Genomic DNA, 23891 nt, shown 5'->3' on the forward strand with positions numbered 1-23891 from the left:
AGGGTGTTTTTCAACAACCTGCTATACTGGCGCCTTTGAACAAGCCAGCCAGTAGAGCCGATGAACCGGGAAAAACGGACTGAAATCTTCCGCCGCCTGCGCGCCCAGCGCCCCAACCCCACCACCGAACTGGCATACAGCAGCCCGTTCGAACTGCTGATCGCGGTGATCCTCTCCGCGCAGGCCACCGATGTGGGCGTCAACAAGGCCACCGCGAAGCTGTATCCGGTGGCCAACACGCCGCAGGCGATCCTTGACCTGGGGGTGGACGGGCTGAAGCAGTACATCAAGACCATTGGCCTGTTCAACAGCAAGGCCGAGAACGTCATCAAGACCTGCCGTATTCTGGTCGAACAGCATGGTGGCGAGATTCCCCGCGACCGCGCCGCGCTGGAGGCCCTGCCCGGCGTCGGCCGCAAGACCGCCAACGTCGTGCTCAACACCGCCTTCGGCGAGCCGACCATGGCAGTGGACACCCATATTTTCCGCGTTTCCAACCGCACCCGCATCGCCCCCGGCAAGAACGTGCTGGAAGTGGAAAAGCGCCTGCTGCGCGTGGTGCCGGAGGAATTCCTGGTCGACGCCCACCACTGGCTGATCCTGCACGGCCGCTACACCTGTGTGGCGCGCAAGCCGAAGTGCGGCAGTTGCATCATTGAGGACCTGTGCGAGCTGCCGATGAGCCAGAGGCCGGAATATTGACGCGGCCCCGGAGGGGCCGTGAGGGTGAAAGTGCTTCAAGCGCGTAGCCAAACACCAACAAACCAGTAACAGTATCTCCCCACGCCTCCGTCAATAATTTCCCTATCCATTTTCGGAGCGCCCCCATGGACGACAGCATCGAACAGTTCGACTGGATTCCGGAGCAGCTTACCCAGGTGCTGGAAGATATCCTGGCCGAGGGTGCGGTGCAGCCTGTGGTGCTGCCTTGCGACGCGACAGTTGCCGACAGAGTTTGACCGATTTTTACAGCCTGGTACGGGGCCTGCCGCAGGCCAGGCGGTATCCTGAGCGCTTAACGGGAGCCCCACCACCATGCGTATCCACCCGCTCAGCCGTGACCAGCTCGACAGCCTCTGTCATCAGGGCCGTGTGATTGAACAAGACCGTCACGGCATCAAGGTCCTGCAACTCTCTGACGGCCGCTTCCTGAAATTCTTCCGCCGCAAGCGCTGGCTGAACCGCGACCTGCTGGCGCCCGCTGCGGTGCGCTTTGCACACCACGCGGTGCAACTGGAACGGCTCGGCATCCCCACGTTGCACGTGGACAGTCTGCACCGGATACCGGGCGAACCGCACAGCGTGGCGGTGTACCGGCCACTGCCCGGCCGCACGCTGCGACAGCTGCTGGCCCGCGGCGAGGCCACCCCGCAACTGATGTACCGCATTGGCACCTTCCTGGCGCTGCTGCATCGTCGTGGTGTGTATTTTCGCTCCGTGCACCCGGGCAATATTGTCGTCACCGGCATGCAGCAGTTCGGCCTGATCGACCTGCTCGACATGAAGGTGCGCCCCTGGTCGATGTCACGCTGGGCCCGGCGGCGCAACTGGCTGCATTTCCTGCGTGCACCGCCGGACCGGCCATACCTGACGCCGGCACTGATCGATGCGGTGATCCTGGGGTATCTGGATGATGCAGATCTGCCGCAGCGTGAAAGAGACAGTGTCGGCGGCCGGGTACGGCAGACTTATGAAAGCGTCAGACGTCTGACGTCGGACGTCTGACGTTTTTTCAGGGCGCGATTGGCCCGTCGCCCTCGATCGAGGGCGGCGCCTCAAGAATATCGGCGGTAAACGCTTCCACCTGTTGCGCCACCTCTTTCACTTCTTCAAAGCGCGCGATGTGAAACAGCGCCTCGCCTTCGTTGACCAGCGGCAGATTGTCGCGCCCCACCAGCAGGCCGGCACAGGGTGCCCGCACTTCGATTTCATCACTGGTAAAGGGGCTGCTGATGCGGCCCAGCAACTGGTCTTTCTTGATGCGCTGGCCCAGCGTCACCAGTGAACGAAACACGCCATCACGCTCGGCGCGCACCCAGGTGGAGCTGCCGGCCACGGCGGGTGTCACGGGCGCATGCGGTGAACGGCGCTCGGCCAGCATGTTCAGATGCCGCATGACGTTGGTGATACCGCGCACGCCAACGCGGATGCAGGCTTCTTCAAAGCGCAGGGCCTCACCGGCTTCATAGGTGATCACCGGAATATTCTGCGCCTCGGCCACCTCACGCAGGGTGCCGTCGCGCAGTACCGAGTTCAGCACCACCGGCACGCCGAAGGCATTCGCCATCGCGGCGGTGTCCGGGCTGGCCAGGTTGGCGCGGATCTGCGGCAGGTTGGAGCGGTACACGGCGCCGGTGTGCAGGTCGATGGCGTGGGTGGCACGGTCCAGAATCTGCGTCTTGAACAGCCACGCCATGCGTGCGCCCAGGCTGCCGGTTTCGGAACCGGGAAAGCAGCGGTTCAGGTCACGCCGGTCCGGCAGGTAGCGCGACTTGTGAATAAAGCCGAATACGTTCACCACCGGCACGGCAATCAAGGTGCCACGCAATTTTTTCAGTGCGCTCAAGCGCAGCAGCCGGCGGATGATTTCCACGCCATTGAGTTCGTCACCGTGGATCGCGGCACAGACCAGCAACACCGGCCCCGGTTCACGGCCATGTACCACATGCACGGGAATATTCAGCGGTGTCTGGGTGTACAGCTGCGCGGCCGGCATTTCGACAATCGCACGGCGGCCCGGCGCAACACTGACGTTCCCCAGTTCGAAGGGCGCCACACTCATCCCTTGATACCCTTGGTGGCCGTGCGGTGTGGCCGCGCCGATTTTTCCAGGAAGCTGATGATCATGCCGGCCACGTCCTTGCCGGTGGCACTCTCGATGCCTTCCAGGCCGGGCGAGGAATTTACTTCCATCACCAGCGGGCCATGATTGGAACGCAGGATATCCACACCGGCCACGTTCAGGCCCATGATGCGCGCGGCACGCACGGCGGTGGCCCGTTCCTCCGGCGTGATGCGGATCAGCGACGCACTGCCGCCACGATGCAGGTTGGAGCGAAATTCGCCGTCCTTTGCCTGGCGCTTCATCGAGGCCACCACCTTGCCGTCGACGACAAAGCAGCGGATGTCGGCGCCGCCGGCTTCCTTGATGTATTCCTGCACCATGATGTTGGCGGACATGCCCATGAACGCCTCGATCACCGACTCCGCCGCCTGGCGCGTTTCCGCCAGCACCACGCCGATACCCTGGGTACCTTCCAGCAGTTTGATCACCAGCGGCGCACCGCCAACCATGCTGATCAGGTCGGGAATATCATCCGGTGCATTGGCAAAGCCGGTGACCGGCAGGCCCACGCCCTTGCGCGCCAGCAGTTGCAGCGAACGCAGCTTGTCGCGCGAGCGGGTGATGGCCACCGATTCGTTGACCGGAAACACGCCCATCATTTCGAACTGACGCAACACGGCGCAGCCGTAGAACGTGATGGAGGCGCCGATACGTGGGATTACCGCGTCATACCCTTCCAGAGTACGGCCCTTGAAGTGAATTTCCGGCTTGTGCGACACCATGCTCATGTAGCAACGCAGCGTGTCGATGACATGCACTTCGTGGCCAGCCTGCTCGCCCGCTTCCACCAGACGTCGTGTCGAGTAGAGCTTGGGATTACGGGACAAAATGGCGATTTTCATAATGACTCGCGTTGATTGCCGCCCAACAGAAAGGAGGCCTGCGGGTCCACGTGCAGGCCCTTCATGGCCGTACGTCCCAGCAGCATCCTGAATTTCATCGTTTCACGATCCGTCAGCGTGATCTCGATGGGCCAGCGGCGACCGCCCATCTCGATGTCTGCCTGGATCACCACTCGCTCTTCCCGGTGGCCACCGGAATCCGACACCTGCCGGCGGTCCAGCACCGGGCAGACGCATTCGCATTCCAGTTCGGTATTGTTCTGCAGCGGGTGGATGCGAAAACGCACCCACTCACGGCCATCCTGCATAAAGGTCTTCACCTCGAACGCGTGCAGCGCGGAGGTGCGCGCACCGGTATCCACCTTCACCTTGATCGCGTCGATACCGAGCTCCGGCAGCCGCGCCCACTCACGCCAGCCAATGCATTCCGACGCGCTCATGCGGCCTTGCTGCCGAGCAGTTCGATCTTGTAGCCGTCCGGGTCTTCGACAAACGCCAGCACGGTGGTGCCGTGTTTCATCGGCCCCGGTTCCCGGGTAATGCGGCCGCCCCGTTCACGGATGCGTTCGCAGGCGGCGTACACATCGTCCACAGCCAGCGCGATATGCCCGTAGCCCGTGCCAAGGTCGTAGGCGTCCGTGTCCCAGTTATAGGTCAGCTCCAGCGCAGCGCCGTCCTGCTCGTCCTGGTAACCGACAAACACATTGGTGAAACGGCCGTCGGGATACTCCTTGCGGCGCAACACGCGCATGCCCAGCACGTCGGTATAAAAGGCGATGGACCGTTCCAGATCGCCGACACGAATCATGGTGTGGAGTATGCGCATGGGTGCTCCTTCAATACTCGGCGCCCGGGCCGGACGCAAACCAGTATGTGCCCTGAATGTCTCCGCTGCATTACCGCAAGCACAGATTTTGCAAACTGAAATGCCCGGCAACATGCCGGGCATTTCAGAGTGTTACGCTCCAGTCTGTCTCCAGACGACGCGCGCTTACTTCATCTTGCGACCGGCGCGCGCTGCAATACGCAGGCGCAGCGCGTTCAGCTTGATGAAGCCTTCCGCGTCCTTCTGGTCGTAGGCACCGGCGTCGTCATCAAACGTGGCGATGCTGGCATCGAACAGGCTGTCCCCGGAACGCCGGCCCACCACGATCACGTTGCCCTTGTAGAGCTTCACGCGTACATCACCGTTGACGCATTCCTGGGTGGCGTCGATCAGTTTCTGCATCGCCAGGCGTTCCGGCGACCACCAGTAGCCGTTGTAGATCAGCTCGGCATACTTCGGCATCAGGCTGTCTTTCAGGTGCGCGGACTCACGGTCCAGCGTGATCGATTCAATCGCGCGGTGCGCACGCAGCATGATGGTGCCGCCCGGTGTTTCGTAGCAGCCACGGGATTTCATGCCGACATAACGGTTTTCGACGATATCCAGGCGGCCCACACCGTGCTTGCCGCCCAGGCGGTTCAGTTCGGCCAGCACTTCGGCCGGGCTCATCGACTGGCCATTGATGGCGACGATATCGCCCTGCACGTAGGTCAGGTCGATGTACTCGGCCTCGTTCGGCGCGGCTTCCGGGCTCACCGTCCAGCGCCACATGTCTTCTTCGGCTTCCGCCCACGGATCTTCCAGAATGCCGCCTTCATAGGAGATGTGCAGCAGGTTGGCGTCCATGGAGTACGGTGATTTCTTGCCGGCTTTCTTGAAGTCCACCGGGATATCGTGCTCTTCGGCAAACGCCATCAGCCGCTCGCGGCTGTTCAGGTCCCATTCGCGCCACGGCGCGATCACCTTGATGCCCGGCGTCAGCGCATACGCACCCAGCTCGAAGCGCACCTGGTCGTTGCCCTTGCCGGTGGCACCGTGCGACACGGCATCGGCGCCGGTGGCTTCGGCAATTTCCACCAGCCGCTTGGCAATCAGCGGACGGGCGATGGAGGTGCCCAGCAGGTATTCGCCCTCATAGATGGTGTTGGCGCGGAACATCGGGAACACGTAATCACGCACGAATTCTTCGCGCAGGTCCTCGATGTAGATCTCCTTGATGCCCATCGCCTCGGCCTTGGCACGGGCCGGCTCCACCTCTTCACCCTGGCCGATATCGGCGGTAAAGGTCACGACCTCGCAACCGTAGGTCTGCTGCAGCCACTTGGCGATCACCGAGGTGTCCAGGCCACCGGAATAGGCCAGCACTACCTTCTTGATATCCGACATGAAGACTCCGCGTTAAACAGTAAGCTGAAAAGTGGGCGCCATTGTACCCCTGACGACGCACCCTCGACAGCCCCAGACAGGCAGGCTTGTGCGGGTGCCAACGCGGACCGGATTCCGGTAGCATTGCCCTCCAATCTGTGTGGAGCCCGCATGTCTGACAATCGCCCTTCTCTTGCCCTGCGTTTTCGCGGCTACCTGCCCGTGGTAGTGGATGTGGAAACCGGCGGTTTCAACGCCCACACCGACGCCCTGCTGGAAATTGCAGCCGTGACGCTGGAGATGGATCACGAGGGCATACTGCGCCCCGCGCAACGGGTGCACTACCATGTGGACCCGTTCGAAGGTGCCAATATCGACCAGGCGGCGCTGGATTTCACCGGCATTGATCCCTGGAATCCGCTGCGCGGCGCCGTACCCGAGGAAATGGCCCTGCGTGGCGTATTCGAGGCGGTGCGCAAGGCGGTGAAGCAGAATCACTGCAAGCGCGCCATCCTGGTCGGCCACAACGCCTTCTTCGACCATGATTTCCTCAAGGCCGCCGTGGTCCGCAACGACCTCAAGCGCGACCCCTTCCACCCGTTCTCCTGCTTTGATACCGCCAGCCTGGCCGGGCTGGCGCTGGGGCAGACAGTGCTGGCACGTGCCTGTGAAATGGCCGGCATCCCGTTCAGCCAGAGCCAGGCCCACTCGGCGCTGTATGACGCCACCCGTACAGCAGAACTGTTCTGCACCATCGTCAATCGCTGGCGCGACCTGGGCGGCTGGCCACCACCGCCGGCCAGCGAGATGCCGCCGACGCTGGCGAGCAAGAGTGGGGATTTTTAGATGATGGGTCGGACGTCTGACGTCGGACGTCTGACGCTAAAAGCAAAAAACAGGCCCGGGATCTTTTGACTTTGCGTCCGACGTCAGACGTCCGACGTCCGACCGCCCCCCACTGGCACCACCTTCGACACCGGCACCGGATCAGGGTGAATAATCACTTCAGCAGCCGGCATCGCCTCGCGCAGCGAGCGTCCCACATCGGCGATAATGGCCGGCATCCCGTTCAGTCAGAGCCAGGCGCATTCGGCACTGTACGGTGCCACCCGCACGGCAGAGCTGTTCTGCACCATCGTCAATCGTTGGCGAAACCTGGGCGGTTGGCCGCCCACGCTGGCGAGCAAGAGTGGGGATTTTTGAGGGGCCAATGGGTCGGACGTCTGACGTCGGACGTCTGACGCGAAAGGCAAAAAACAGACCCGGGGTCTTTTGACTTTGCGTCCGACGTCAGACGTCCGACGTCCGACCGCCCCCCACCGGCACCACCTTCGACACCGGCACCGGATCAGGGTGAATGATTACCTCCGCTGTCGGCATCGCCTCGCACAGCGTGCGGCCGATATCGGCGATGATGGCGTGCGCCGCCTCCAGCGACAGGTCCTTGTCCAGTTCCACGTGCACCTGAATGAATTGTGTGCGCCCGGATTGCCGGGTGCGCAGGTCGTGGAAACCGAGCACGCCCGGATGGCTGGCCACCAGCGCGCTGATCTGTGTGCGCTGGGCATCATCCAGCTCGCGGTCCAGCAGCAATTGCACGGCGGCAAAGCCGATGCGCATCGCCGACACGAAGATATACAACCCGATCACCAGCGCCACCAGCGCGTCCACGCGCAGGTAGCCGAAGCCGGCGACGATGATGGCCACGATGATGGCCACGTTCATGGCCAGGTCGCTGGCGTAGTGCAGCGCATCGCCGGCCACCGCCGTGGAGCCGGTACGCCGCACCACGTGGCGCTGGTAACTCACCAGCGCGATGGTCAGCGCAATCGACAGCAGCATCACGCCGATGGCCAGCCCGGTGGCCTCCACCGGCTGAGGGTTGAGCAGCTTGCGCGTGCCCTCCACCACCAGCAACACCGCTGACAGCGAGATAAACGCCGACTGCCCCAGCCCCGCCAGGGCTTCTGCTTTGCCGTGACCAAAGCGGTGTTCGGCATCCGCCGGTTGCAGGGAATAGCGTACCGCCAACAAGGTCACCAGCGAGGCGGCGCCGTCCATCAACGAATCCATCAGGGATGCCAGCAGTGCCACCGAGCCGCTGAGCCACCAGACCAGTGCCTTGGCCGTGATCAGTGTCAGTGCCACGCACACCGACGCCAGCGTGGCACGGCGCAACAGGCGGGAGGCGTCTTCCGGGGTGACGGCCATGGTCAGGATCGCTTCGGTAACAGGTTGGCCGGGTCCACCGGCTGGCCGTCGCGGCGGATTTCAAAATGCAGCTGGGTACGGAAGGTGCCGGTGGCGCCCATGGTGGCGATGCGCTGGCCGATGCGCACGCGCTCGCCCTCGCGCACCAGCATGTCGTGGTTGTGCGCGTAGGCCGACAGCCAGCGGTCGTTGTGCTTGACGATCAGCAGGTTGCCGTAACCGGTCAGGCCGTTGCCGCGATACACCACCACCCCGTCCGCAGCGGCCAGCACCGGGTCGCCCTCGCGCCCGGCGATGGCAATGCCGCGCTGGCCGGCAGCGGAAAAGCCGCTGATCAGCTGGCCGTTCGCGGGCCAGCGCCAGGTCACGGCGCCGGTACCGGACGGTGTACTGGTGGCAGACGGGCTGCGCGCTGGCGGCGCCGGGGTAGGCGTGGGTGACGGCGTGGCTGCGGGCGTGGTCGGCCGCGCGGCAGGCGGTGGCGATGCCGGCCGCGACGGCGCACTGGCCGTGGTTTGCGGCACACGACGGTCGAGATGGATGCGCTGGCCCGGGTGGATGGTATAGGGCGCGCTGATGCCGTTGGCGGCGGCCAGTTCGCGGTAGTCCCAGCCGTAACGCCAGGCGATGGAGAACAGCGTATCACCCCGGGTGACCTGATGTGCGCCACGGGTGATCCTGGCCGGTCGGGTGCTCATGGTGCCGCCGCTGCGCGCACCACCCGCATCGTATTCCACCACCGGTGCGTGACTGGCGGCGCAGCCGCTGGAAACCAGTGCCAGAATCAGAACCAGTAGCCCGGTCAGTCTCAAGATGCCGATGTCCCTGCCGCGGAATTCGCCTCATTATGCCCGGCGAAATGCGACAGTAGCCATACCAGTGCCAGGCCGGCGACGGCCGCGATCACCGCTGCCGGCAGCAATGCCGGCAAACCGGTTTCGGCGACATACTGCGCCGGCCATACCGTGCGGAACAGCGCAGCGCCGCTGGCATCGGGTACACGCCAGGGCCACAGCACCGCCAGCGACCCGGCCATGAAACCGACCAGCATCGCCATCACCGGATCATGAAAGCGCGCCAGCAGCCATCGTAAAAGATGCACAAATGACAGCAGCCCGGTGGCGCAGCCGGCGACAAACGCCAGCAAAATGGCCCACTCGCCGCCCTTCACTGCCGCCAGCACCGGCGCATACATGCCGAGGATCACCAGGATGAAGCTGCCGGAAATACCGGGCAGGATCATGGCGCAGATGGCCACCGCGCCGGCAATAAAGAATACCGGCAGCGTCAGTGCCAGCGTGCCGCCCAGCGGCGGACGGCTCATCACCCAGACCGCGATCAGCACGCCCGCCGCCAGCATCAGCCAGGTGCTCAGCTGTTTCATGCGCAGCGGTTTCAACAGCAGCAGGATGCTGGCGATGATCAGCCCGCAGAAGAAGGACCACAGCGGCACCGGGTACACGTCCATCAGCCAGGTGATCAGCCGCGCCAGCAGCGCAATGCTGGTGACGATGCCGGCCAGCAAGGCCACCAGGAAGCCCAGGTTCGATGCCTGCCAGAACGCCAGGAAGCCTTGCCGGCGCCAGACGCCGAGCAGTGACGGCTTCAGGCCGCTGAGGGTGGTGATCAGTTGTTCATAAATGCCGGTGATCAGCGCGATGGTGCCGCCGGACACGCCGGGCACCACATCCGCAGCACCCATGGCCATGCCGCGCAGGTAGATGCCGGAAAGCCGTTTCATCTGAGAATACCCCGCCGAAAGGGAACAAACCGCACGGCATCCAGCCGTGTGGTACGGAAATCGTCGCCGATACGATCGACCACGGTCAGCCACTGCTGTTCCGCTTCCCCGACAGGCATCACCAGCCGGCCGCCGTCGGCCAGCTGGCTGAGCAGTTCTTCCGGAATATCCGGGCGCCCACAGGCGGCCAGGATGCCGTCGAACGGCGCTTCCGAGGCCCAGCCAAAGCCGCCGTCGGCGTGGCGCAACTGCACCCGCGCCATGCCCAGCGTCTGCAGGCGGCGGCGGGCCATGTCCTGCAACGGGCGAATGCGTTCCACCGACCACACCTGCTCGCACAGCGCGGCCAGCACGGCGGTCTGGTAACCACTGCCGGTGCCCACTTCGAGCACTTTGCCGGGCACGGTCTTTTCGATCAGCAGTTCGGTCATGCGCGCCACCACCCACGGCTGGGAAATGGTCTGACCGTGGCCGATGGGCAGTGCGGTGTCGTCGTAGGCCTGGTGGGCGAGGGCTTCGTCGATGAACAGATGGCGTGGCGTATTGCGGATCACGTCCAGCACGCGCGGGTCGTGGATACCTTTTTCGCGCAGCCGGTTGATCAGCCGTTCGCGCGTGCGCGCCGACGTCATGCCTATCCCTGAGCGGTTCACCATCACATCAGCCCCCACTGCGTTCCCCTCTGTCCTGTTCACCGGCGCTGTGATCCGGGCGCACGGTGTCTATCAGTTCCGCCAGTACCGTGGTGGCAAATGACCCGGCCGGCAATGTCATGCGCAGGTGCAGTCCGTCGGCCTGGATATCCGCCGCCAGATCATGCACCGGCAGCCGCGTCGCGCGACGTGCTGCCTCCACACCGTGCGCCGCCAGCGCCTCGATCAGCGCTGCATGCGGTGCCAGCACCGCCTGCTCCAGGGCCGCGCACGCCCCGGATGATGCCATGCCCCCGGCGCCGGGCATAGGCGCGGTGGGATGCACCTCGCCCCGGATTACCCGCTCAGCGGCAGCAGGGTCCTCGTCGGCCGGGAACAGGCCACGGCTGCCCTCCGGTTGCAGCAGGTCGCCAGGCAGCGCCCGCTGCCAGCAGTGTTCCTGCACACGCCGTGCCAGCACCTGATTGAACAGCTCACTGCGCACGGCGGACAGCCACAGGCTTTTCAGCGCCGGCTTGCGCGGCGCCTCGCCCTGCCCCAGCAGCCAGGCACTGGCACGGCTGAAGTTGTCGCCGCCCCGGCCAAACCGCTGCTCGCCAAAATAGTTTGGCACGCCGTCACGGGCCACCGCCTCCAGCCGCTCGCGCAGCAATGCCGTGTCCCCTTCCAGATGGCGCAAGTACAGCTCGAAATGATTGAAACGGTGCGTACCGCGATTGAGCTTGCGGCGATGACGTACCGCACGCAGCAGTGTCACGCCTTCCGGCAGGGCGCCGAGATCCGGATCGGCTTTGCCCGGCAGGTGCAGGCTGAACCATTGATCGGTGACGGCAACACGATCCTTGAGGCCGCTGTAGCCGACCGCGCGCAGCGGCAGTTTCGACAGTTTCGCCAAGGCCAGGGCCAGGTCGGTGGTGTTCCACTCACGCTTGCGCACCAGCAGCCACAGGTGCTCGCCCTCGCCGTCCGGCTCAAAGCCCAGCTCTTCGATCACACGAAAATCTTCCGGTGTGGTGCGCAGTACACCCCGGGCGACCGGCCCCCCGTGCGCACGCAGCAGGCTCATGCGCGCGCTTCCAGCAGCACTACGGCGGTCACCGCGATGCCTTCTTCGCGCCCGGTGAAACCCAGGTGCTCGGTGGTGGTGGCCTTGACTGAAATCTGCCCGGCGTCGGCATCCAGCAGTGCGGCAATGCGTGCCCGCATGGCACCGATATGCGGTGCCATTTTCGGTTTCTGCGCAATGACGGTGATGTCCGCGTTGCCGAGTTGATAGCCGGCGGCAGTGATGTGCTCGTAGACCTTTTGCAGCAGCACGGCGGAGTCGGCGCCACGCCAGGCCGGGTCGGTGTCGGGAAAGAAATGGCCGATGTCGCCCAGTGCCAGGGCGCCCAGCAGCGCATCAGCCAGTGCATGCAGCGCCACATCGCCGTCGGAATGCGCTTTCAGGCCGTGGCTGTGCGGAATGCGCACGCCACCCAGCATGACGTGGTCGCCCGCTGTGAACGCATGCACGTCAAACCCCTGTCCTATACGGATGCCTGCCACCGCTCGGCCTCCTCCTGTTGTGCGCGCAGATAAAACCCGGCCAGCGGCAGATCCGAGGGCCAGGTCACCTTGATGTTATCCGCGCTGCCGGTGACCAGTGCCGGATGCCAGCCCTGAGCTTCCATGGCCGAGGCTTCGTCGGTGATCTCGATACCACGCTCGTGCGCCTGGGTCAGCGCCAGCCGCAGCGGGCCGACCGGAAACAGTTGCGGGGTCAGGGCGCGCCAGACCTGGCTGCGTGGCAGCGTGGCCTGGATGCGCGAATGATCATCCGCCTGCTTGATGGTGTCGGTCACGGGCAACGCCAGGATTGCCCCCTGCTCGCCGGTCTCGCGCAGCAGTTTGTCGATATCCGACAGGCGCACGCAGGGGCGGGCCATGTCGTGCACCAGCACCCAGTCACTGTCACGGGCATCCGGCAAGGCATTCAAGCCACGCAGCACGGAATCGGCGCGCGTGTCGCCACCGGTCGCAGTGATCACCCGGCGCTGGCGCGAAACGGGCAATGCCGGCCACCAGTGATCGCTGTCGGCAATGGCCACCACCAGGCTGTCGAGACGGCTACAGGCCAGCAGGCGGCTGACGGTATGTTCCGCCAGGGTGCGGCCATGCAGGGACAGATATTGCTTGGGCAGGGGCGCGCCCATGCGGGCGCCGTGGCCGGCGGCGGGGATCAGGCCAAACAGACGGGCATCAGCGGGCAGCATCGCGGTCCAGTACCAAATAGAAGGTTTCGCCTTCGCGGATCATGCCCAGATCACGGCGGGCGATTTCCTCGATCTTGTCGAGCCCTTCCTTGAGGTCTTCGACGTCCGCGCTCATCAACCGGTTGCGGTCGGCAAGCGTGTCATTTTCTGCCTGCAACGCCGCCACCTGTTTGCGCAGGCTGGCGACGTGACGCAGGCTGCCCTCGCCAAACCACAGCCGCGCCTGCAACCCCAGGATGGCCAGCACCAGCACGGCCAGCAGCAGGGTACGGCCAGCGGGGCGTTTCACCACAGCTCCCGTGGCGGACGGCAGGCAACAGGGTGCGCCGCCGCGAAGGCGGCGGCGCGGTGCTTCCCTGCGCGCAGCGTCGGCGGTTTCATCAGTTCAGGAAGCGGAACTCTTTGCGGCCATGATAGGCCGCACGGCCCAGCTCTTCCTCGATGCGGATCAGGCGGTTGTACTTGGCGACGCGGTCGCTGCGGCACAACGAGCCGGTCTTGATCTGGCCAGCGGCGGTGGCCACGGCGAGATCGGCGATGGTGGTGTCGGCGGTTTCGCCGCTGCGGTGCGAAATCACGGCGGTGTAGCCGGCATCCTTGGCCATCTTGATCGCTTCCAGGGTTTCGGTCAGGGAACCGATCTGGTTGAACTTGATCAGGATGGAGTTGGCGATCTTCTCGTCAATGCCACGCTTGAGGATTTTGGTGTTGGTCACGAACAGGTCGTCGCCAACCAGTTGCACTTTGTCGCCCAGACGGTCGGTGAGGATTTTCCAGCCGGCCCAGTCGCTTTCGTGCAGGCCGTCTTCAATGGAGATGATCGGATAGCGGCTGCACAGCTCGGCCAGGTAATCGACGAACTGCTCGGCGCTGAGGCTGCGGTTTTCACCGGCCAGCACGTACTTGCCATCCTTGTAGAATTCGCTCGCTGCGCAGTCCAGCGCCAGGGTGATGTCGTCGCCGAGCTTGTAGCCGGTCAGGCTGATGGCTTCGACAATGGCTTCCAGCGCCGCTTCGTTGGACGGCAGGTCCGGGGCGAAACCGCCCTCGTCGCCGACAGCGGTGTTCAGGCCGCGTTTTTTCAGCACGCTTTTCAGGGCATGGAACACTTCCGCGCCGCAGCGGATGGCTTCGGCCACGGTCGGCGCGCCCACCGGCTGTATCATGAATTCCTGGATGTCGACGTTATTGTCGGCGTGCTCGCCGCCGTTGATGATGTTCATCATCGGCACCGGCAGGCTGTATTCGTTGTCGTCGTCCTGCAGGTCGGAGATGTATTCGTACAGCGGCTTTTTCTGGTACGTGGCAGCCGCCTTGGCAGCGGCCAGCGACACCGCCAGGATGGCGTTGGCGCCCAGGCGGCCCTTGTTCTCGGTGCCGTCGAGATCGATCATCGACTGATCGATGTCACGCTGTTCGGTGACATCGCGACCGAGCAGCAGCTCGCGGATTTCCGAGTTGATATTGCCGACGGCCTGGGTCACGCCCTTGCCGAGATAACGGCTCTTGTCGCCGTCACGCAGTTCCAGTGCCTCGCGCGAGCCGGTGGAGGCACCACTGGGCGCACATGCCGAGCCGACCGCGCCGGATTCCAGCACCACATCCGCTTCGATGGTCGGGTTGCCACGCGAATCCAGAATCTCGCGGGCTTTAATGTCTACGATCCTTGGCATGAAGGTCTCCGAACGCTTAACGGTTATCAAAAGAGGGGAAGGATTTGACCAGCTCGTCCACGGCTTTCATCTGCTCGAGGAACGGCGTCAGGCGGTCCAGGCGCAGCGCGCAGGGACCGTCGCACTTGGCGTTGTCCGGGTCGGGATGGGCTTCCAGGAACAGCCCCGCCAGGCCCTGGCTCATGCCGGCGCGGCCGAGGTCGGCCACCTGCTGGCGGCGGCCATCGGCGGAATCAGCGCGGCCACCGGGCATCTGCAGTGCGTGGGTCACATCGAAGAACAGCGGGTAGCCAAACTGCTTCATGACACCGAAGCCGAGCATGTCGACGACCAGATTGTTGTAGCCGAACGAGCTGCCGCGCTCGCACAGGATCAACTGGTCGTTCCCCGCCTCTTCGCACTTGTGCAGGATGTGGCCCATTTCACGCGGCGCGAGAAACTGCGGTTTCTTGATGTTGATGACGCGACCGGTCTTTGCCATCGCCACCACCAGGTCGGTCTGCCGGGCCAGAAACGCCGGCAGTTGCAGCACGTCGATCACTTCGGCTGCCGGGGCTGCCTGATACGGTTCGTGCACATCGGTCAGCAGCGCGCAGCCGAAGGTCTTTTTCACTTCCTCGAAGATTTTCAGCCCTTCGTCCAGGCCGGGGCCACGGTACGAGGTCAGCGAGGAACGGTTGGCCTTGTCGAACGACGCCTTGAACACCCACGGAATGCCCAGCCGCTGGGTCACGGTGGCGTATTCCTCGGCCACCTGCATGGCCAGGTCGCGGGATTCCAGTACGTTCATGCCGCCAAACAGCACGAACGGCTGGTCGTTGCCCACCGGAATACCGTTGATGTGCAGCGTTTTCTGGTCAGTCACCCTGTGCTCCCTGCGTGGTTGCCTTGTGCGCCAGTGCCGCTTCCACGTAACCGCGGAACAGGCCGTGGCCGTCGCGCGGCGTGGAGGTAAATTCCGGATGGAACTGGCAGGCCACGAACCACGGATGTTCGGGCACTTCCACCACTTCCACCAGCTCACCGTCGACCGAGCGGCCAACGATGCGCAGGCCGGCCTCGGTCAGGCGCGGCAGGTAATTGTTGTTCACCTCGTAGCGGTGGCGGTGCCGCTCGACGATGTGCGTCTTGCCGTAGCACTGCGCGGCGATGGAATCCGGCTCCAGCACACATTCCTGGCCGCCCAGGCGCATGGTGCCGCCGAGATCAGAGGCCGCGCTGCGCTGTTCTTTATGGCCATCACCCGTCTGCCACTCGGTAATCAGACCCACCACCGGCTCAGAGGTGCCCGGTTTCAGTTCGGTCGAATGCGCGTCGGTGATGCCCGCCACGTGGCGGGCATATTCGATCACCGCCAGTTGCATGCCCAGGCAGATGCCGAGGTACGGGATACGGTGCTCGCGCGCGAAGCGGATCGCCATGATCTTGCCTTCGGTGCCCCGGTCGCCAAAACCTCCCGGCACCAGGATGCCGTCGAGCTTTTCCAGCATGGCGGTGCCCTGGCGCTCCACGTCCTCGGCATCGATGTACTCGATGTTGACCCGCGATTCGGTGGCGATGCCGGCGTGGATCAGCGCTTCGTTGAGCGACTTGTAGGCGTCCGCCAGCTCGATGTACTTGCCGACCATGCCGATGGTGACATCGCGCTTGGGATTGAGCTGGGCATCGACCACGCGGTCCCATTCACCCAGGTCCGGTTCCGGGCAATCCAGGCCGAATTTTTCGATCACGATGTTGTCCAGGCCCTGCTCATGCAGCACGCGCGGCACCTGGTAGATGGTGCGGCTGTCCGGGCAGGAAATGACGGCGCGCGCCTCGACGTTGGTGAACAGCGAGATTTTCTCGCGGGCGCCGGCAGGAATTTCGTGATCGGAACGGCACACCAGAATATCGGGCTGCAAACCGATGGAGCGCAACTCTTTCACCGAGTGCTGGGTCGGCTTGGTCTTGATCTCGCCGGCGGAGGCAATCCAGGGCACCAGCGTCAGGTGCACCAGCAGCGACTTGCTGGAACCCAGCTCCACGCGCATCTGCCGCACCGCTTCCAGGAACGGCAGCGACTCGATGTCCCCGGCGGTGCCGCCGATCTCGACGATCGCCACATCGGCTTCGCCCGCGCCCTGGCGGACCATCAGCTTGATCTGGTCGGTAATGTGCGGGATCACCTGCACGGTGGCCCCCAGGTATTCGCCACGACGCTCCTTGTCGAGCACGTTCTGGTACACGCGGCCGGTGGTAAAGCTGTTGCGCTTCGTCAGCCGGGTGCGGATGTAGCGCTCGTAGTGACCCAGGTCCAGGTCGGTCTCGGCACCGTCCTCGGTGACGAACACCTCGCCGTGCTGGTACGGGCTCATGGTGCCCGGGTCAACGTTGATGTAGGGGTCAAGCTTGAGCATGGTCACTTTCAGACCACGTGCCTCAAGCAACGACGCCAGGGAGGCGGAGGTAATTCCCTTACCCAGAGAAGACACCACCCCGCCTGTGACAAAGATAAATCGCGTCATGCGCTCACCGCAGCAGGCCCGGGCTTTCCCATACCGGTGACCACACCCGGGCAGCGTCTGTGCCGTAAGCTCCGACCGGCCAGGGCTGCGCCGGAAGAAGGAGAACTGTCACATCCGAACTGCGGGTGCCGTGTCGCGGCGAGGGGGAACCTCCGGGCTGGAAATGAAAAAACGGCGCCCTCTGCAAAGCGGGACAGGCCGGTCAGGACCTGATGATGCCACCAATAAAAACGACCGCGAAAAGCGGGCGATTTCAAAGGATTGCTTTGAGGAGTGCGCTGTATCTGGACGGGAGTAAATGCTAACAGAACGCCTGCATGCTCACAATCCGGAATGGCCGCCATCGAGCTGCCAGTGCAACACCCAGGCTGGCTCATCCGGGGCCATACGGGCCTGGTCGGCCATGCCGATCCGTGCTGCCGCCAGCAACTCGCCGGCCTGGCACAGCACCGGCAGCCGGGCACGCTGCCAGGGTGGAATCCCCGCCGCACGCCACAGTTCGCGTATATCACGGGCCATGCCGCCCTGGCGCAACCGGGCGCCCCGTGGCGCGGCACAAACGGTGACCTCGCTCAGTGAGCGCGGCAGACACCAGTCCCCGCCGTTGGCCACCCCGGCCTGCACACTCACCTGCAGCGGGCCGAGACGGCAACTGCCCCCCTCCTCCAGCCGCAGCTGCGCCTCGCCGGAGAGCGGTGCCAGCGCCGCCGGGCCCAGCAGGTACAGGCCGTCTCGGTGACGCCGGAACACGCCATCATCCCAGGCCACCTGCGGTTGCCGGTCCTCGCCGGCTGTCAGCAGTTCATCGAGCACGCGGTTGAGCACTTTCAGCGGCGGTGGCTGCAATCCCTGTGCACGCAACCAGCCATACAGCAGGTTGCGGCGCCGGGCCGGGCTCAGGCTGGCGAAACCGCTCAGGCTCAGGGCGCCATCCGCCTTCACCAGGGCGTCATGGTCGCCCTGCGCCAGTTCGGCCATGAGCTCGGCGGCCTCGCCCTGCAACCGGGCGCCACGGGCCAGGGTCTCCGCCGCCGCCGGCCAGCGCTGTGCCAGGCGCGGCAGGATATCGTGGCGGAGGAAGTTGCGGTTGGCGTCGAGTTCGGCGTTGGTCGGGTCCTCGACCCAGTGCAGGCCCCAGGCCTGCGCCAGCGCCGCCAGTTCAGCGCGGCGCCAGTCCAGCAGCGGGCGGATCAGCGTGCGCCCGGCGTACTGCCGGTGCGGCACCATGGCGGCAAGGCCGGCCGGGCCGCTGCCGCGCAACAGGCGCAGCAGCAGGGTTTCCGCCTGGTCATCGGCGTGGTGGGCCAGCAGCAGTGCGTCGGCCTCGCCGGTCAGCGCCAGCAGGGCTGTGCGGCGGGCCTCACGGGCGCGGGCCTCCAGATTGCTGCCCGGCGCCAGGCCGAGCGGGACCGACTGGCAGGCCACACCCAGATCGCCGGCCACGCCGGCGCAGTGCGCCGCCCAGCCCTCGGCCGCCGCCTGCAGGCCATGCGCCACATGTACCGCCAGCACCCGGTCGCCGAAGCCCGCGCGCACCAGCGCTGCCAGCAGCACGGTGGAATCCAGCCCGCCGCTGAAGCCAAGCACCAGCCGTCCGCGCACACCGGCAAGGCGAGTGCGCAGGTCAGCAGTCAGGTCTGTAGGAAGGTCGCGTGCCATGCTCCACCGGTCGGGCTGGCGGGCTGCCTCGCGCAGCCCGCGTTGTCCCGCCATTTAACCGCCCGGGGCGGTCACACTCCAGTGGCGGCTTACTCGTCCACCGGGGTGGTGGCGACATTGCCGTAGGACACCAGGCGCTGGTAGCGGCGTTCGAGCAGGCTGTCGGTGTCGTAGGCGGACAGCTCGTCCAGTGCCTTGAGCAGGCTTTTTCTGAGGCGATCAGCGGCCAGGTCGTAGTCCCGGTGGGCGCCGCCAAGCGGCTCCGGAATCACTTCGTCGACGATTTCCAGTTCGTGCAGGCGATGCGCCGTCAGGCCCATGGCCTCGGCCGCTTCCGGCGCCTTCTCGGCACTGCGCCACAGGATCGAGGCACAGCCTTCCGGCGAGATCACCGAATAGGTGCCGTATTGCAGCATCTGCAGATGATCGCAGACGCCGATCGCCAGCGCGCCGCCGGAGCCGCCCTCGCCGATCACGGTGGCCACCACCGGTACGCGCAGGCGCGACATCACCAGCAGGTTGCGGGCAATCGCCTCGCTCTGGCCGCGTTCTTCAGCATCGATACCGGGGAAGGCACCGGGCGTGTCGATGAACGTCAGGATCGGCATGCGGAACCGCTCGGCCATTTCCATCAGGCGCAGCGCCTTGCGATACCCCTCCGGCTTCGGCATGCCGAAGTTGCGACGCACTTTTTCTTTCACGTCGCGGCCCTTCTGGTGGCCGATGATCATCACCGGCTTGCCGTCCAGCCGGCCGATGCCACCGATGATGGCCGCGTCGTCGGCAAAGGTACGGTCGCCGTGCAGCTCATCGAACTCGTCGAAGATGCGGCGGATGTAATCGCGGGTGTAGGGGCGCAGCGGGTGGCGGGACAACTGCGATATCTGCCAGGAGGAGAGATTCTTGAAGATGCTCTCGGTGAGCGTGATGCTCTTTTCCTGCAGTTTGGTGATCTCCTCGGAGATATTCACCTCGGTACCGCTGCCGACCAGGCGCAGATCCTCGATTTTGGCTTCCAGATCAGCAATAGGCTGTTCGAATTCGAGGAAATTCGGGTTCATTCCTGGACCTCTGATTGGCTAGTGCGGGGAGTTTAGCGGTAACCCGGTCGGCAGGTCGACCGCCCGGTCCCCGTTCTGTGGTTTCAACTTGTTACGCACGCCACAAAAAACCAGGGCTTTTCCGTCCGGCACCCTCCCCTCTGTCAGGCACCAAAGTCCCATGTCTGGCGTTCCAGCCAAGTGTATAGATTGTAAATTCGCTTCATTCACAAATGAGAATAAGTACCATCCGCGACATCGGGGGACGGTCCTGACATCGTGGCCGCCCACAGTACTTCTGTGCGACATGAAACGAGGACTCCAGGCATGCGACTGCGAATGACCACCCTGGCCAGCGCCATACTGGCTGCCGCCAGTGGGCCGGCCCTGGCCGAGACCGCCCAGCTCGACCGTATCACCGTGACCGCCTCCGGCCACGCCCAGCAGGTGGAATCCGCGCCGGCGTCGATCAGCGTGATGACCCGCGAACAGATCGAACAGCGCTACTACAGCAACGCCACTGACGCCCTGCGCGACATCCCCGGCGTGATCGTCACCGGCGGTGGCGCGGGTGACAACGGCGCCGACGTGGTGATTCGCGGCATGCCGTCGCAGTACACCCTGATCCTGGTGGACGGCAAGCCGGTGTCCACCCGCGAGAGCCGCCCCAACGGCAGCGCCGGTTTCGAGCAGGACTGGCTGCCGCCGCTGCAGAACATCGAACGCATCGAAGTCGTGCGCGGGCCGATGTCGACCCTGTACGGTTCGGACGCCATCGGCGGTGTGATCAACATCATCACCCGCAAGGTCACCGACAGCTGGGCCGGCGCCGTGCAGCTGGATACGGTGATCCAGGACGATTCCCGTTCCGGTGACAGCCAGCAGGGCAACTTCAGCCTCAGCGGGCCGCTGCAGGAAGACCTGCTTGGCCTGCAGGTGTCCGGGCAGTTCAGCCAGCGCGAAGAGGATTATTTTGTTGACGGCTTTGAAGACAAATCCGTACGCAACCTGAATGCGAAGCTGACCTTCACCCCGACCGCACAGCACGACCTGGGCCTGGAAGTAAACGAGACACGCCAGCGCCGCCGCATGACCGAAGGCTACAGCGCCGCCGTCGGCGACGGCGACACCGACAATGATTTCGACCGCCGCGCGCTGGCGCTGACCCACACCGGCCGCTGGGGTTTCGGCACCACCGACAGCTACGTGCAGCGCGAAACGGCAGAAAACGAATCCCGCGAGATGGAGATCACCAACACCAACGCCCGTTCGGCGCTGACGCTGGTGGCCGGCACACACATGCTCACCTTTGGCGCGGACTTCGAGAAAGAAGAACTCTCGGACAAGACCTCCAACCGCATCTCTGACCGCACCCGCATCGACAGCAGCAAGTGGGCCATGTTCGCCGAGGACGAGTGGATGCTGTCGCCGACGTTCTCGCTGACCACCGGCCTGCGCCTGGACGACGATGAGAACTACGGCAGCCATGTCAGCCCGCGCCTGTATGGCGTCTGGCAGGCGCTGCCCGGCTGGACCGTCAAGGGCGGCGTCTCCACCGGCTTCCGCTCGCCGAACCTGCGCGAAATCACACCGGACTGGGGCCAGACCAGCCGCGGCGGCAATGTCTACGGCAACCCGGACCTGGAACCGGAAACCTCGCTGAACAAGGAAATCGGTGTCTACTTCACCGCCGATGACCTGCTCGCCAGCCTGACCGTGTTCCACAATGATTTTGAAGACAAGATCACCCGCGTCACCTGCCCGGTCACCCTCTGCACCGACGGGCCGAACCAGTGGGGCAGCGACCCGACCTACCGCATCAATGTGGACGAGGCCGTCACACAGGGCGTCGAAGCCACGGTGTCATCGCGAATTGCAAACGTGCTATCGCTGACCCTGAGCTACACCTACACCGATTCAGAACAGAAATCCGGCCAGTACAAAGGCGAACCACTGACACAAACGCCGAAGCACCTGGCCAGCCTGCAGGCCGACTGGCGCCTGAACGACCGCGTGGCACCCTGGGCCTCCGTGCGCTATCGCGGCAAGGAAAGCAACCCGACCACCGGCCCGTCCAGCAGTGACATCATCGCGCCGTCGAACACGCTGGTGGATATCGGCCTGCGTTATCAGCTCACCCCGCAGACCACGCTGAACACCGGCATCTACAATCTGACCGACAAGGAAATCTTTCAGGACGAGTACGGTTACGTGGAAGATGGCAAGCGGTACTGGCTCGGCGTGCGGGTCACGTTCTGACACCAGCCGTACCGGAATAACAAAAGCCGCCCGGTCTGCACCGGGCGGCTTTTTCGTTTGACAGGTGTTTTTCAACAGCCTGCTAACGGATCACAACTCCACGCGCTGGAACAGCACGTCGGTCATCTGCACGGAACCTGCAGCAGTCTGGTCAAACACCAGCTCGATCGCATTCAGTTGCGTGTAGTCGACCCCCTCAAACGCAGTCAGCGGAACGTCAACGGCGTTGAGCACGGTCTTCTGCGAACCGGATTCGGCAAAGGCACGGCCCGGCGGGTAGAACAACGCACCGCTGTAGTCGCTGGCCAGTACCGATACCCGGTTGCCCGCCACGTCTTCCAGGACGATGGTGAAGTCCTGGCCGTCGACATTGTCGAGGTCACCGTGTGACACACCGATACGCATCGACAGCACCTGATACGGCACCACGTTCAGGCCCAGCAGTTCGGTGCGGTAGGTCGCCGTGGTGTCCCATACCATGTAGAGCTGTTCGGCGGTATTGAAGGTCGGTTCCGCCACGGCACAGCCTTCGCCGGGGCGGCCATTGGTCTGGCACACACCGAAGCTGGAGAAGCCGTCGAAGGTCACGTTGCCGCCCAGGTTGTTGACGAACAGGCTGGCCGGGTCGAGCGTATCGTCCACCACCAGACGGTCAGCCGGCGGCGCCAGCACGCTGAGCAGGTAACGATCGTCGCAGGGGCCGACACCATCCGGACAAATGTTGCCCGGCACAGTGGCCTGGCCGTTCCAGTACCCGGCAAACTCGGTTTCACCGCCGACAAAGTAGCGGAAGAACGACGCCATGAAGAACAGACCCTGGGCTTTCTGTACTTCGGCCGTATCGCGGCCATTGCCGGCAGCGGCCGTGCCACAATGCGGATCATCCTGGTTGCGGTCCCAGATGCTCCAGTCGTCCGGACGCGATTCCAGCGTTTCGTCGGCCCAGTAGGTGTTGTAGAAGTTGTGGTTGGCGCCCATCGGGATCAACTGAAACTTCGGATACGGATCGTTACTGACCGCGTAACGGGAGGTATCGAAGGCAAAGTTGCCCATCAGGTCTTCCACATCACCATCGCAGTAACCAGCCAGCGCAGTGAAGGCGACGTTGGCTACCGTCAGGGTGTTGTAATCGGTCGGCGCCAGCGAGAACACCGCGACGATATTGTGCGGTTCCGGCCGGGTACGGTTATAGGTGACGGTCTTGTTCACCCCTTCGCCGCCGCGCGAGTGACCCATCAGGCCAATGGCGCTCATGTCCAGCTTGCCGACCAGATCGTCCATGCCGTAGCCGCCGGCAAGGTTGATCTCGCGGAACTCGTCCAGATGACGCACCACCAGCTGCGCCCGCTGCAATGCACCGGAATCGCCATTGGTCGGGCCGCTGTCGTTGGCATTGATGTAGTTGGCATCGACGGAAATCACCGCGTAGCCATGACTGGCCAGGTTCTCGGACAGGTATTCATAACCCCGGTAGCTCGGGATCGGCGTCGGGCAGGTGTCCGGCGTGTAGCCACGGTCGTAACAGGTGCCATGGCGGCCATGCAGCAACAGCACCACCGGCGCGCTGCCGTCCAGGTCTTCCGGATACTGGATATAGCCGTGCAGGGTGGTTTCGTAGGTGTGATCGCGCTTGTCGTCGTACACCTCCATGCGGCCGAAATCGTATTCATGTTCGGCCACGGTGTACGGACCCATTTCCGCCGGGTCCATGGCGACACCGCTGTAGACCGCATCCGGCGTTGTTTTTGGCGCTTCCCCGCCACGGTTCGATGATGAATCACCGCCACATCCTGTGAGGGCCAACACGCCAGCCAGGCAAAACGAGCCGAGCGTAGCGCGGGGTGAAAAAGACTGGATAAGCTCCATGTGTACCCTCTCCCCTGATTGCATAGTGAGTGAAATAGAAAATATCCATGCAGGACGGCAGCGGAGAGAGCAATCGCCATGCCAGAACACCGGCATGGCGGGAGAGATTCATCACTTTGTGAAAAATATCCGGTATTTACGAGTATTTTTTC

24 protein-coding genes and 1 pseudogene are annotated in these 23891 nt (G+C 64.1%); 6 read left to right on the top strand and 19 right to left on the bottom strand.

What is annotated here, in order from left to right; genetic code table 11:
- Positions 1 to 60 precede the first annotated feature (60 nt).
- From nth to S7S_RS11995, 3 genes are all read left to right on the top strand, one after another.
- Positions 61 to 702 carry an endonuclease III gene (gene nth / locus S7S_RS11990; RefSeq protein WP_008736838.1) on the top strand — a complete coding sequence of 214 codons (642 nt, stop codon included), beginning with the start codon at positions 61 to 63 and terminating at the stop codon, positions 700 to 702.
- A 125-nt stretch (positions 703 to 827) separates the two neighbouring features.
- A complete protein-coding gene (locus tag S7S_RS20120) occupies positions 828 to 959 on the top strand; it encodes a hypothetical protein (RefSeq protein ID WP_274544688.1) in 132 nt (43 codons plus the stop codon).
- A gap of 76 nt (positions 960 to 1035) precedes the next feature.
- Positions 1036 to 1725: a BUD32 family EKC/KEOPS complex subunit gene (locus tag S7S_RS11995; protein WP_008736836.1), complete on the top strand. Its 690-nt coding sequence runs from the start codon at positions 1036 to 1038 to the stop codon at positions 1723 to 1725.
- Positions 1726 to 1732: 7 nt separating this feature from the next.
- Here the strand turns inward: S7S_RS11995 and S7S_RS12000 are convergent, their stop codons facing one another.
- From S7S_RS12000 to S7S_RS12020, 5 genes are all read right to left on the bottom strand, one after another.
- Positions 1733 to 2782: a succinylglutamate desuccinylase/aspartoacylase family protein gene (locus S7S_RS12000; protein ID WP_008736833.1), complete on the bottom strand. Its 1050-nt coding sequence runs from the start codon at positions 2780 to 2782 to the stop codon at positions 1733 to 1735.
- Positions 2779 to 3687: a 30S ribosomal protein S6--L-glutamate ligase gene (rimK, locus tag S7S_RS12005; RefSeq protein WP_008736831.1), complete on the bottom strand. Its 909-nt coding sequence runs from the start codon at positions 3685 to 3687 to the stop codon at positions 2779 to 2781. The genes S7S_RS12000 and rimK overlap by 4 nt, the downstream gene beginning before the upstream one ends.
- Positions 3684 to 4127: an ATP-dependent zinc protease family protein gene (locus tag S7S_RS12010; RefSeq protein ID WP_008736828.1), complete on the bottom strand. Its 444-nt coding sequence runs from the start codon at positions 4125 to 4127 to the stop codon at positions 3684 to 3686. Before S7S_RS12010 ends, rimK begins: the two co-directional genes overlap by 4 nt.
- Complete coding sequence (gloA, locus tag S7S_RS12015; protein ID WP_008736826.1) at positions 4124 to 4513, bottom strand: lactoylglutathione lyase; 390 nt, start codon at positions 4511 to 4513, stop codon at positions 4124 to 4126. The genes S7S_RS12010 and gloA overlap by 4 nt, the downstream gene beginning before the upstream one ends.
- A 165-nt stretch (positions 4514 to 4678) precedes the next feature.
- Entirely contained in the window at positions 4679 to 5899 is a 1221-nt protein-coding gene (locus tag S7S_RS12020; protein ID WP_008736823.1) for an argininosuccinate synthase, read from the bottom strand.
- 150 nt (positions 5900 to 6049) lie between these two features.
- Here S7S_RS12020 and rnt point away from each other — a divergent pair, with 150 nt between their 5' ends.
- Positions 6050 to 6724, top strand: a complete 675-nt coding sequence (rnt, locus tag S7S_RS12025) for a ribonuclease T (protein ID WP_008736819.1) — start codon at positions 6050 to 6052, stop codon at positions 6722 to 6724.
- A 207-nt stretch (positions 6725 to 6931) separates the two neighbouring features.
- Positions 6932 to 7081, top strand: a pseudogene (locus S7S_RS20025) (ribonuclease T); the annotation flags it as partial.
- Positions 7082 to 7168: 87 nt separating this feature from the next.
- On the opposite strand, the gene S7S_RS12030 reads toward S7S_RS20025, so the two are convergent.
- The 13 genes from S7S_RS12030 to S7S_RS12090 all read right to left on the bottom strand — a co-directional run bounded on the left by S7S_RS12030 (position 7169) and on the right by S7S_RS12090 (position 19635).
- Positions 7169 to 8089, bottom strand: a complete 921-nt coding sequence (locus tag S7S_RS12030) for a cation diffusion facilitator family transporter (protein WP_008736814.1) — start codon at positions 8087 to 8089, stop codon at positions 7169 to 7171.
- 2 nt (positions 8090 to 8091) lie between these two features.
- The gene (locus tag S7S_RS12035; protein WP_008736812.1) at positions 8092 to 8901 is read right to left on the bottom strand and encodes a peptidoglycan DD-metalloendopeptidase family protein; all 810 of its coding nucleotides are present in this window, start codon (positions 8899 to 8901) and stop codon (positions 8092 to 8094) included.
- Complete coding sequence (locus tag S7S_RS12040; RefSeq protein ID WP_008736808.1) at positions 8898 to 9830, bottom strand: DUF368 domain-containing protein; 933 nt, start codon at positions 9828 to 9830, stop codon at positions 8898 to 8900. Before S7S_RS12040 ends, S7S_RS12035 begins: the two co-directional genes overlap by 4 nt.
- Entirely contained in the window at positions 9827 to 10486 is a 660-nt protein-coding gene (locus S7S_RS12045; RefSeq protein WP_420795636.1) for a protein-L-isoaspartate(D-aspartate) O-methyltransferase, read from the bottom strand. Before S7S_RS12045 ends, S7S_RS12040 begins: the two co-directional genes overlap by 4 nt.
- 4 nt (positions 10487 to 10490) lie before the next feature.
- Positions 10491 to 11549, bottom strand: coding sequence for a tRNA pseudouridine(13) synthase TruD (gene truD / locus S7S_RS12050; protein WP_008736803.1), 1059 nt, complete (start codon positions 11547 to 11549; stop codon positions 10491 to 10493).
- Positions 11546 to 12022 carry a 2-C-methyl-D-erythritol 2,4-cyclodiphosphate synthase gene (gene ispF, locus S7S_RS12055; protein WP_082027801.1) on the bottom strand — a complete coding sequence of 159 codons (477 nt, stop codon included), beginning with the start codon at positions 12020 to 12022 and terminating at the stop codon, positions 11546 to 11548. Before ispF ends, truD begins: the two co-directional genes overlap by 4 nt.
- On the bottom strand, positions 12013 to 12738 hold the full coding sequence (gene ispD / locus S7S_RS12060) for a 2-C-methyl-D-erythritol 4-phosphate cytidylyltransferase (RefSeq protein WP_008736800.1): 726 nt from the start codon (positions 12736 to 12738) through the stop codon (positions 12013 to 12015). The genes ispF and ispD overlap by 10 nt, the downstream gene beginning before the upstream one ends.
- Positions 12725 to 13027: an FtsB family cell division protein gene (locus tag S7S_RS12065; protein ID WP_008736797.1), complete on the bottom strand. Its 303-nt coding sequence runs from the start codon at positions 13025 to 13027 to the stop codon at positions 12725 to 12727. Before S7S_RS12065 ends, ispD begins: the two co-directional genes overlap by 14 nt.
- Before the next feature lie 91 nt (positions 13028 to 13118).
- Positions 13119 to 14411, bottom strand: coding sequence for a phosphopyruvate hydratase (gene eno, locus S7S_RS12070; RefSeq protein ID WP_008736794.1), 1293 nt, complete (start codon positions 14409 to 14411; stop codon positions 13119 to 13121).
- 16 nt (positions 14412 to 14427) lie between these two features.
- A complete protein-coding gene (kdsA, locus tag S7S_RS12075) occupies positions 14428 to 15276 on the bottom strand; it encodes a 3-deoxy-8-phosphooctulonate synthase (RefSeq protein WP_008736792.1) in 849 nt (282 codons plus the stop codon).
- Positions 15269 to 16915: a CTP synthase gene (locus S7S_RS12080; RefSeq protein WP_035204476.1), complete on the bottom strand. Its 1647-nt coding sequence runs from the start codon at positions 16913 to 16915 to the stop codon at positions 15269 to 15271. The genes kdsA and S7S_RS12080 overlap by 8 nt, the downstream gene beginning before the upstream one ends.
- 321 nt (positions 16916 to 17236) lie before the next feature.
- Positions 17237 to 18628, bottom strand: a complete 1392-nt coding sequence (gene tilS / locus S7S_RS12085) for a tRNA lysidine(34) synthetase TilS (RefSeq protein ID WP_052269249.1) — start codon at positions 18626 to 18628, stop codon at positions 17237 to 17239.
- Positions 18629 to 18663: 35 nt separating this feature from the next.
- The gene (locus S7S_RS12090) at positions 18664 to 19635 is read right to left on the bottom strand and encodes an acetyl-CoA carboxylase carboxyltransferase subunit alpha (protein WP_008736788.1); all 972 of its coding nucleotides are present in this window, start codon (positions 19633 to 19635) and stop codon (positions 18664 to 18666) included.
- 306 nt (positions 19636 to 19941) lie between these two features.
- Here S7S_RS12090 and S7S_RS12095 point away from each other — a divergent pair, with 306 nt between their 5' ends.
- On the top strand, positions 19942 to 21873 hold the full coding sequence (locus S7S_RS12095; protein WP_035204473.1) for a ligand-gated channel protein: 1932 nt from the start codon (positions 19942 to 19944) through the stop codon (positions 21871 to 21873).
- Between the two features lie 90 nt (positions 21874 to 21963).
- Here the strand turns inward: S7S_RS12095 and S7S_RS12100 are convergent, their stop codons facing one another.
- The gene (locus S7S_RS12100; protein WP_035204471.1) at positions 21964 to 23739 is read right to left on the bottom strand and encodes an alpha/beta hydrolase; all 1776 of its coding nucleotides are present in this window, start codon (positions 23737 to 23739) and stop codon (positions 21964 to 21966) included.
- Between the last annotated feature and the right edge of the window lie 152 nt (positions 23740 to 23891).

Source organism: Isoalcanivorax pacificus W11-5 (assembly GCF_000299335.2).
GTDB classification, from domain to species: domain Bacteria; phylum Pseudomonadota; class Gammaproteobacteria; order Pseudomonadales; family Alcanivoracaceae; genus Isoalcanivorax; species Isoalcanivorax pacificus.

What these genes read in the sequence shown, in the direction of transcription:
- rimK (WP_008736831.1), bottom strand. Translation starts at nt 3,687, where the DNA reads ATGAAAATCGCCATTTTGTCCCGTAATCCCAAGCTCTACTCGACACGA.
- S7S_RS20120 (WP_274544688.1), top strand. Translation starts at nt 828, where the DNA reads ATGGACGACAGCATCGAACAGTTCGACTGGATTCCGGAGCAGCTTACC.
- rnt (WP_008736819.1), top strand. Translation starts at nt 6,050, where the DNA reads ATGTCTGACAATCGCCCTTCTCTTGCCCTGCGTTTTCGCGGCTACCTG.
- ispD (WP_008736800.1), bottom strand. Translation starts at nt 12,738, where the DNA reads ATGCTGCCCGCTGATGCCCGTCTGTTTGGCCTGATCCCCGCCGCCGGC.
- S7S_RS12010 (WP_008736828.1), bottom strand. Translation starts at nt 4,127, where the DNA reads ATGAGCGCGTCGGAATGCATTGGCTGGCGTGAGTGGGCGCGGCTGCCG.
- nth (WP_008736838.1), top strand. Translation starts at nt 61, where the DNA reads ATGAACCGGGAAAAACGGACTGAAATCTTCCGCCGCCTGCGCGCCCAG.
- S7S_RS12020 (WP_008736823.1), bottom strand. Translation starts at nt 5,899, where the DNA reads ATGTCGGATATCAAGAAGGTAGTGCTGGCCTATTCCGGTGGCCTGGAC.
- eno (WP_008736794.1), bottom strand. Translation starts at nt 14,411, where the DNA reads ATGCCAAGGATCGTAGACATTAAAGCCCGCGAGATTCTGGATTCGCGT.
- S7S_RS12090 (WP_008736788.1), bottom strand. Translation starts at nt 19,635, where the DNA reads ATGAACCCGAATTTCCTCGAATTCGAACAGCCTATTGCTGATCTGGAA.
- S7S_RS11995 (WP_008736836.1), top strand. Translation starts at nt 1,036, where the DNA reads ATGCGTATCCACCCGCTCAGCCGTGACCAGCTCGACAGCCTCTGTCAT.
- tilS (WP_052269249.1), bottom strand. Translation starts at nt 18,628, where the DNA reads ATGGCGGGACAACGCGGGCTGCGCGAGGCAGCCCGCCAGCCCGACCGG.
- S7S_RS12000 (WP_008736833.1), bottom strand. Translation starts at nt 2,782, where the DNA reads ATGAGTGTGGCGCCCTTCGAACTGGGGAACGTCAGTGTTGCGCCGGGC.
- S7S_RS12080 (WP_035204476.1), bottom strand. Translation starts at nt 16,915, where the DNA reads ATGACGCGATTTATCTTTGTCACAGGCGGGGTGGTGTCTTCTCTGGGT.
- S7S_RS12030 (WP_008736814.1), bottom strand. Translation starts at nt 8,089, where the DNA reads ATGGCCGTCACCCCGGAAGACGCCTCCCGCCTGTTGCGCCGTGCCACG.
- S7S_RS12045 (WP_420795636.1), bottom strand. Translation starts at nt 10,486, where the DNA reads ATGGTGAACCGCTCAGGGATAGGCATGACGTCGGCGCGCACGCGCGAA.
- gloA (WP_008736826.1), bottom strand. Translation starts at nt 4,513, where the DNA reads ATGCGCATACTCCACACCATGATTCGTGTCGGCGATCTGGAACGGTCC.
- truD (WP_008736803.1), bottom strand. Translation starts at nt 11,549, where the DNA reads ATGAGCCTGCTGCGTGCGCACGGGGGGCCGGTCGCCCGGGGTGTACTG.
- S7S_RS12040 (WP_008736808.1), bottom strand. Translation starts at nt 9,830, where the DNA reads ATGAAACGGCTTTCCGGCATCTACCTGCGCGGCATGGCCATGGGTGCT.
- S7S_RS12095 (WP_035204473.1), top strand. Translation starts at nt 19,942, where the DNA reads ATGCGACTGCGAATGACCACCCTGGCCAGCGCCATACTGGCTGCCGCC.
- S7S_RS12100 (WP_035204471.1), bottom strand. Translation starts at nt 23,739, where the DNA reads ATGGAGCTTATCCAGTCTTTTTCACCCCGCGCTACGCTCGGCTCGTTT.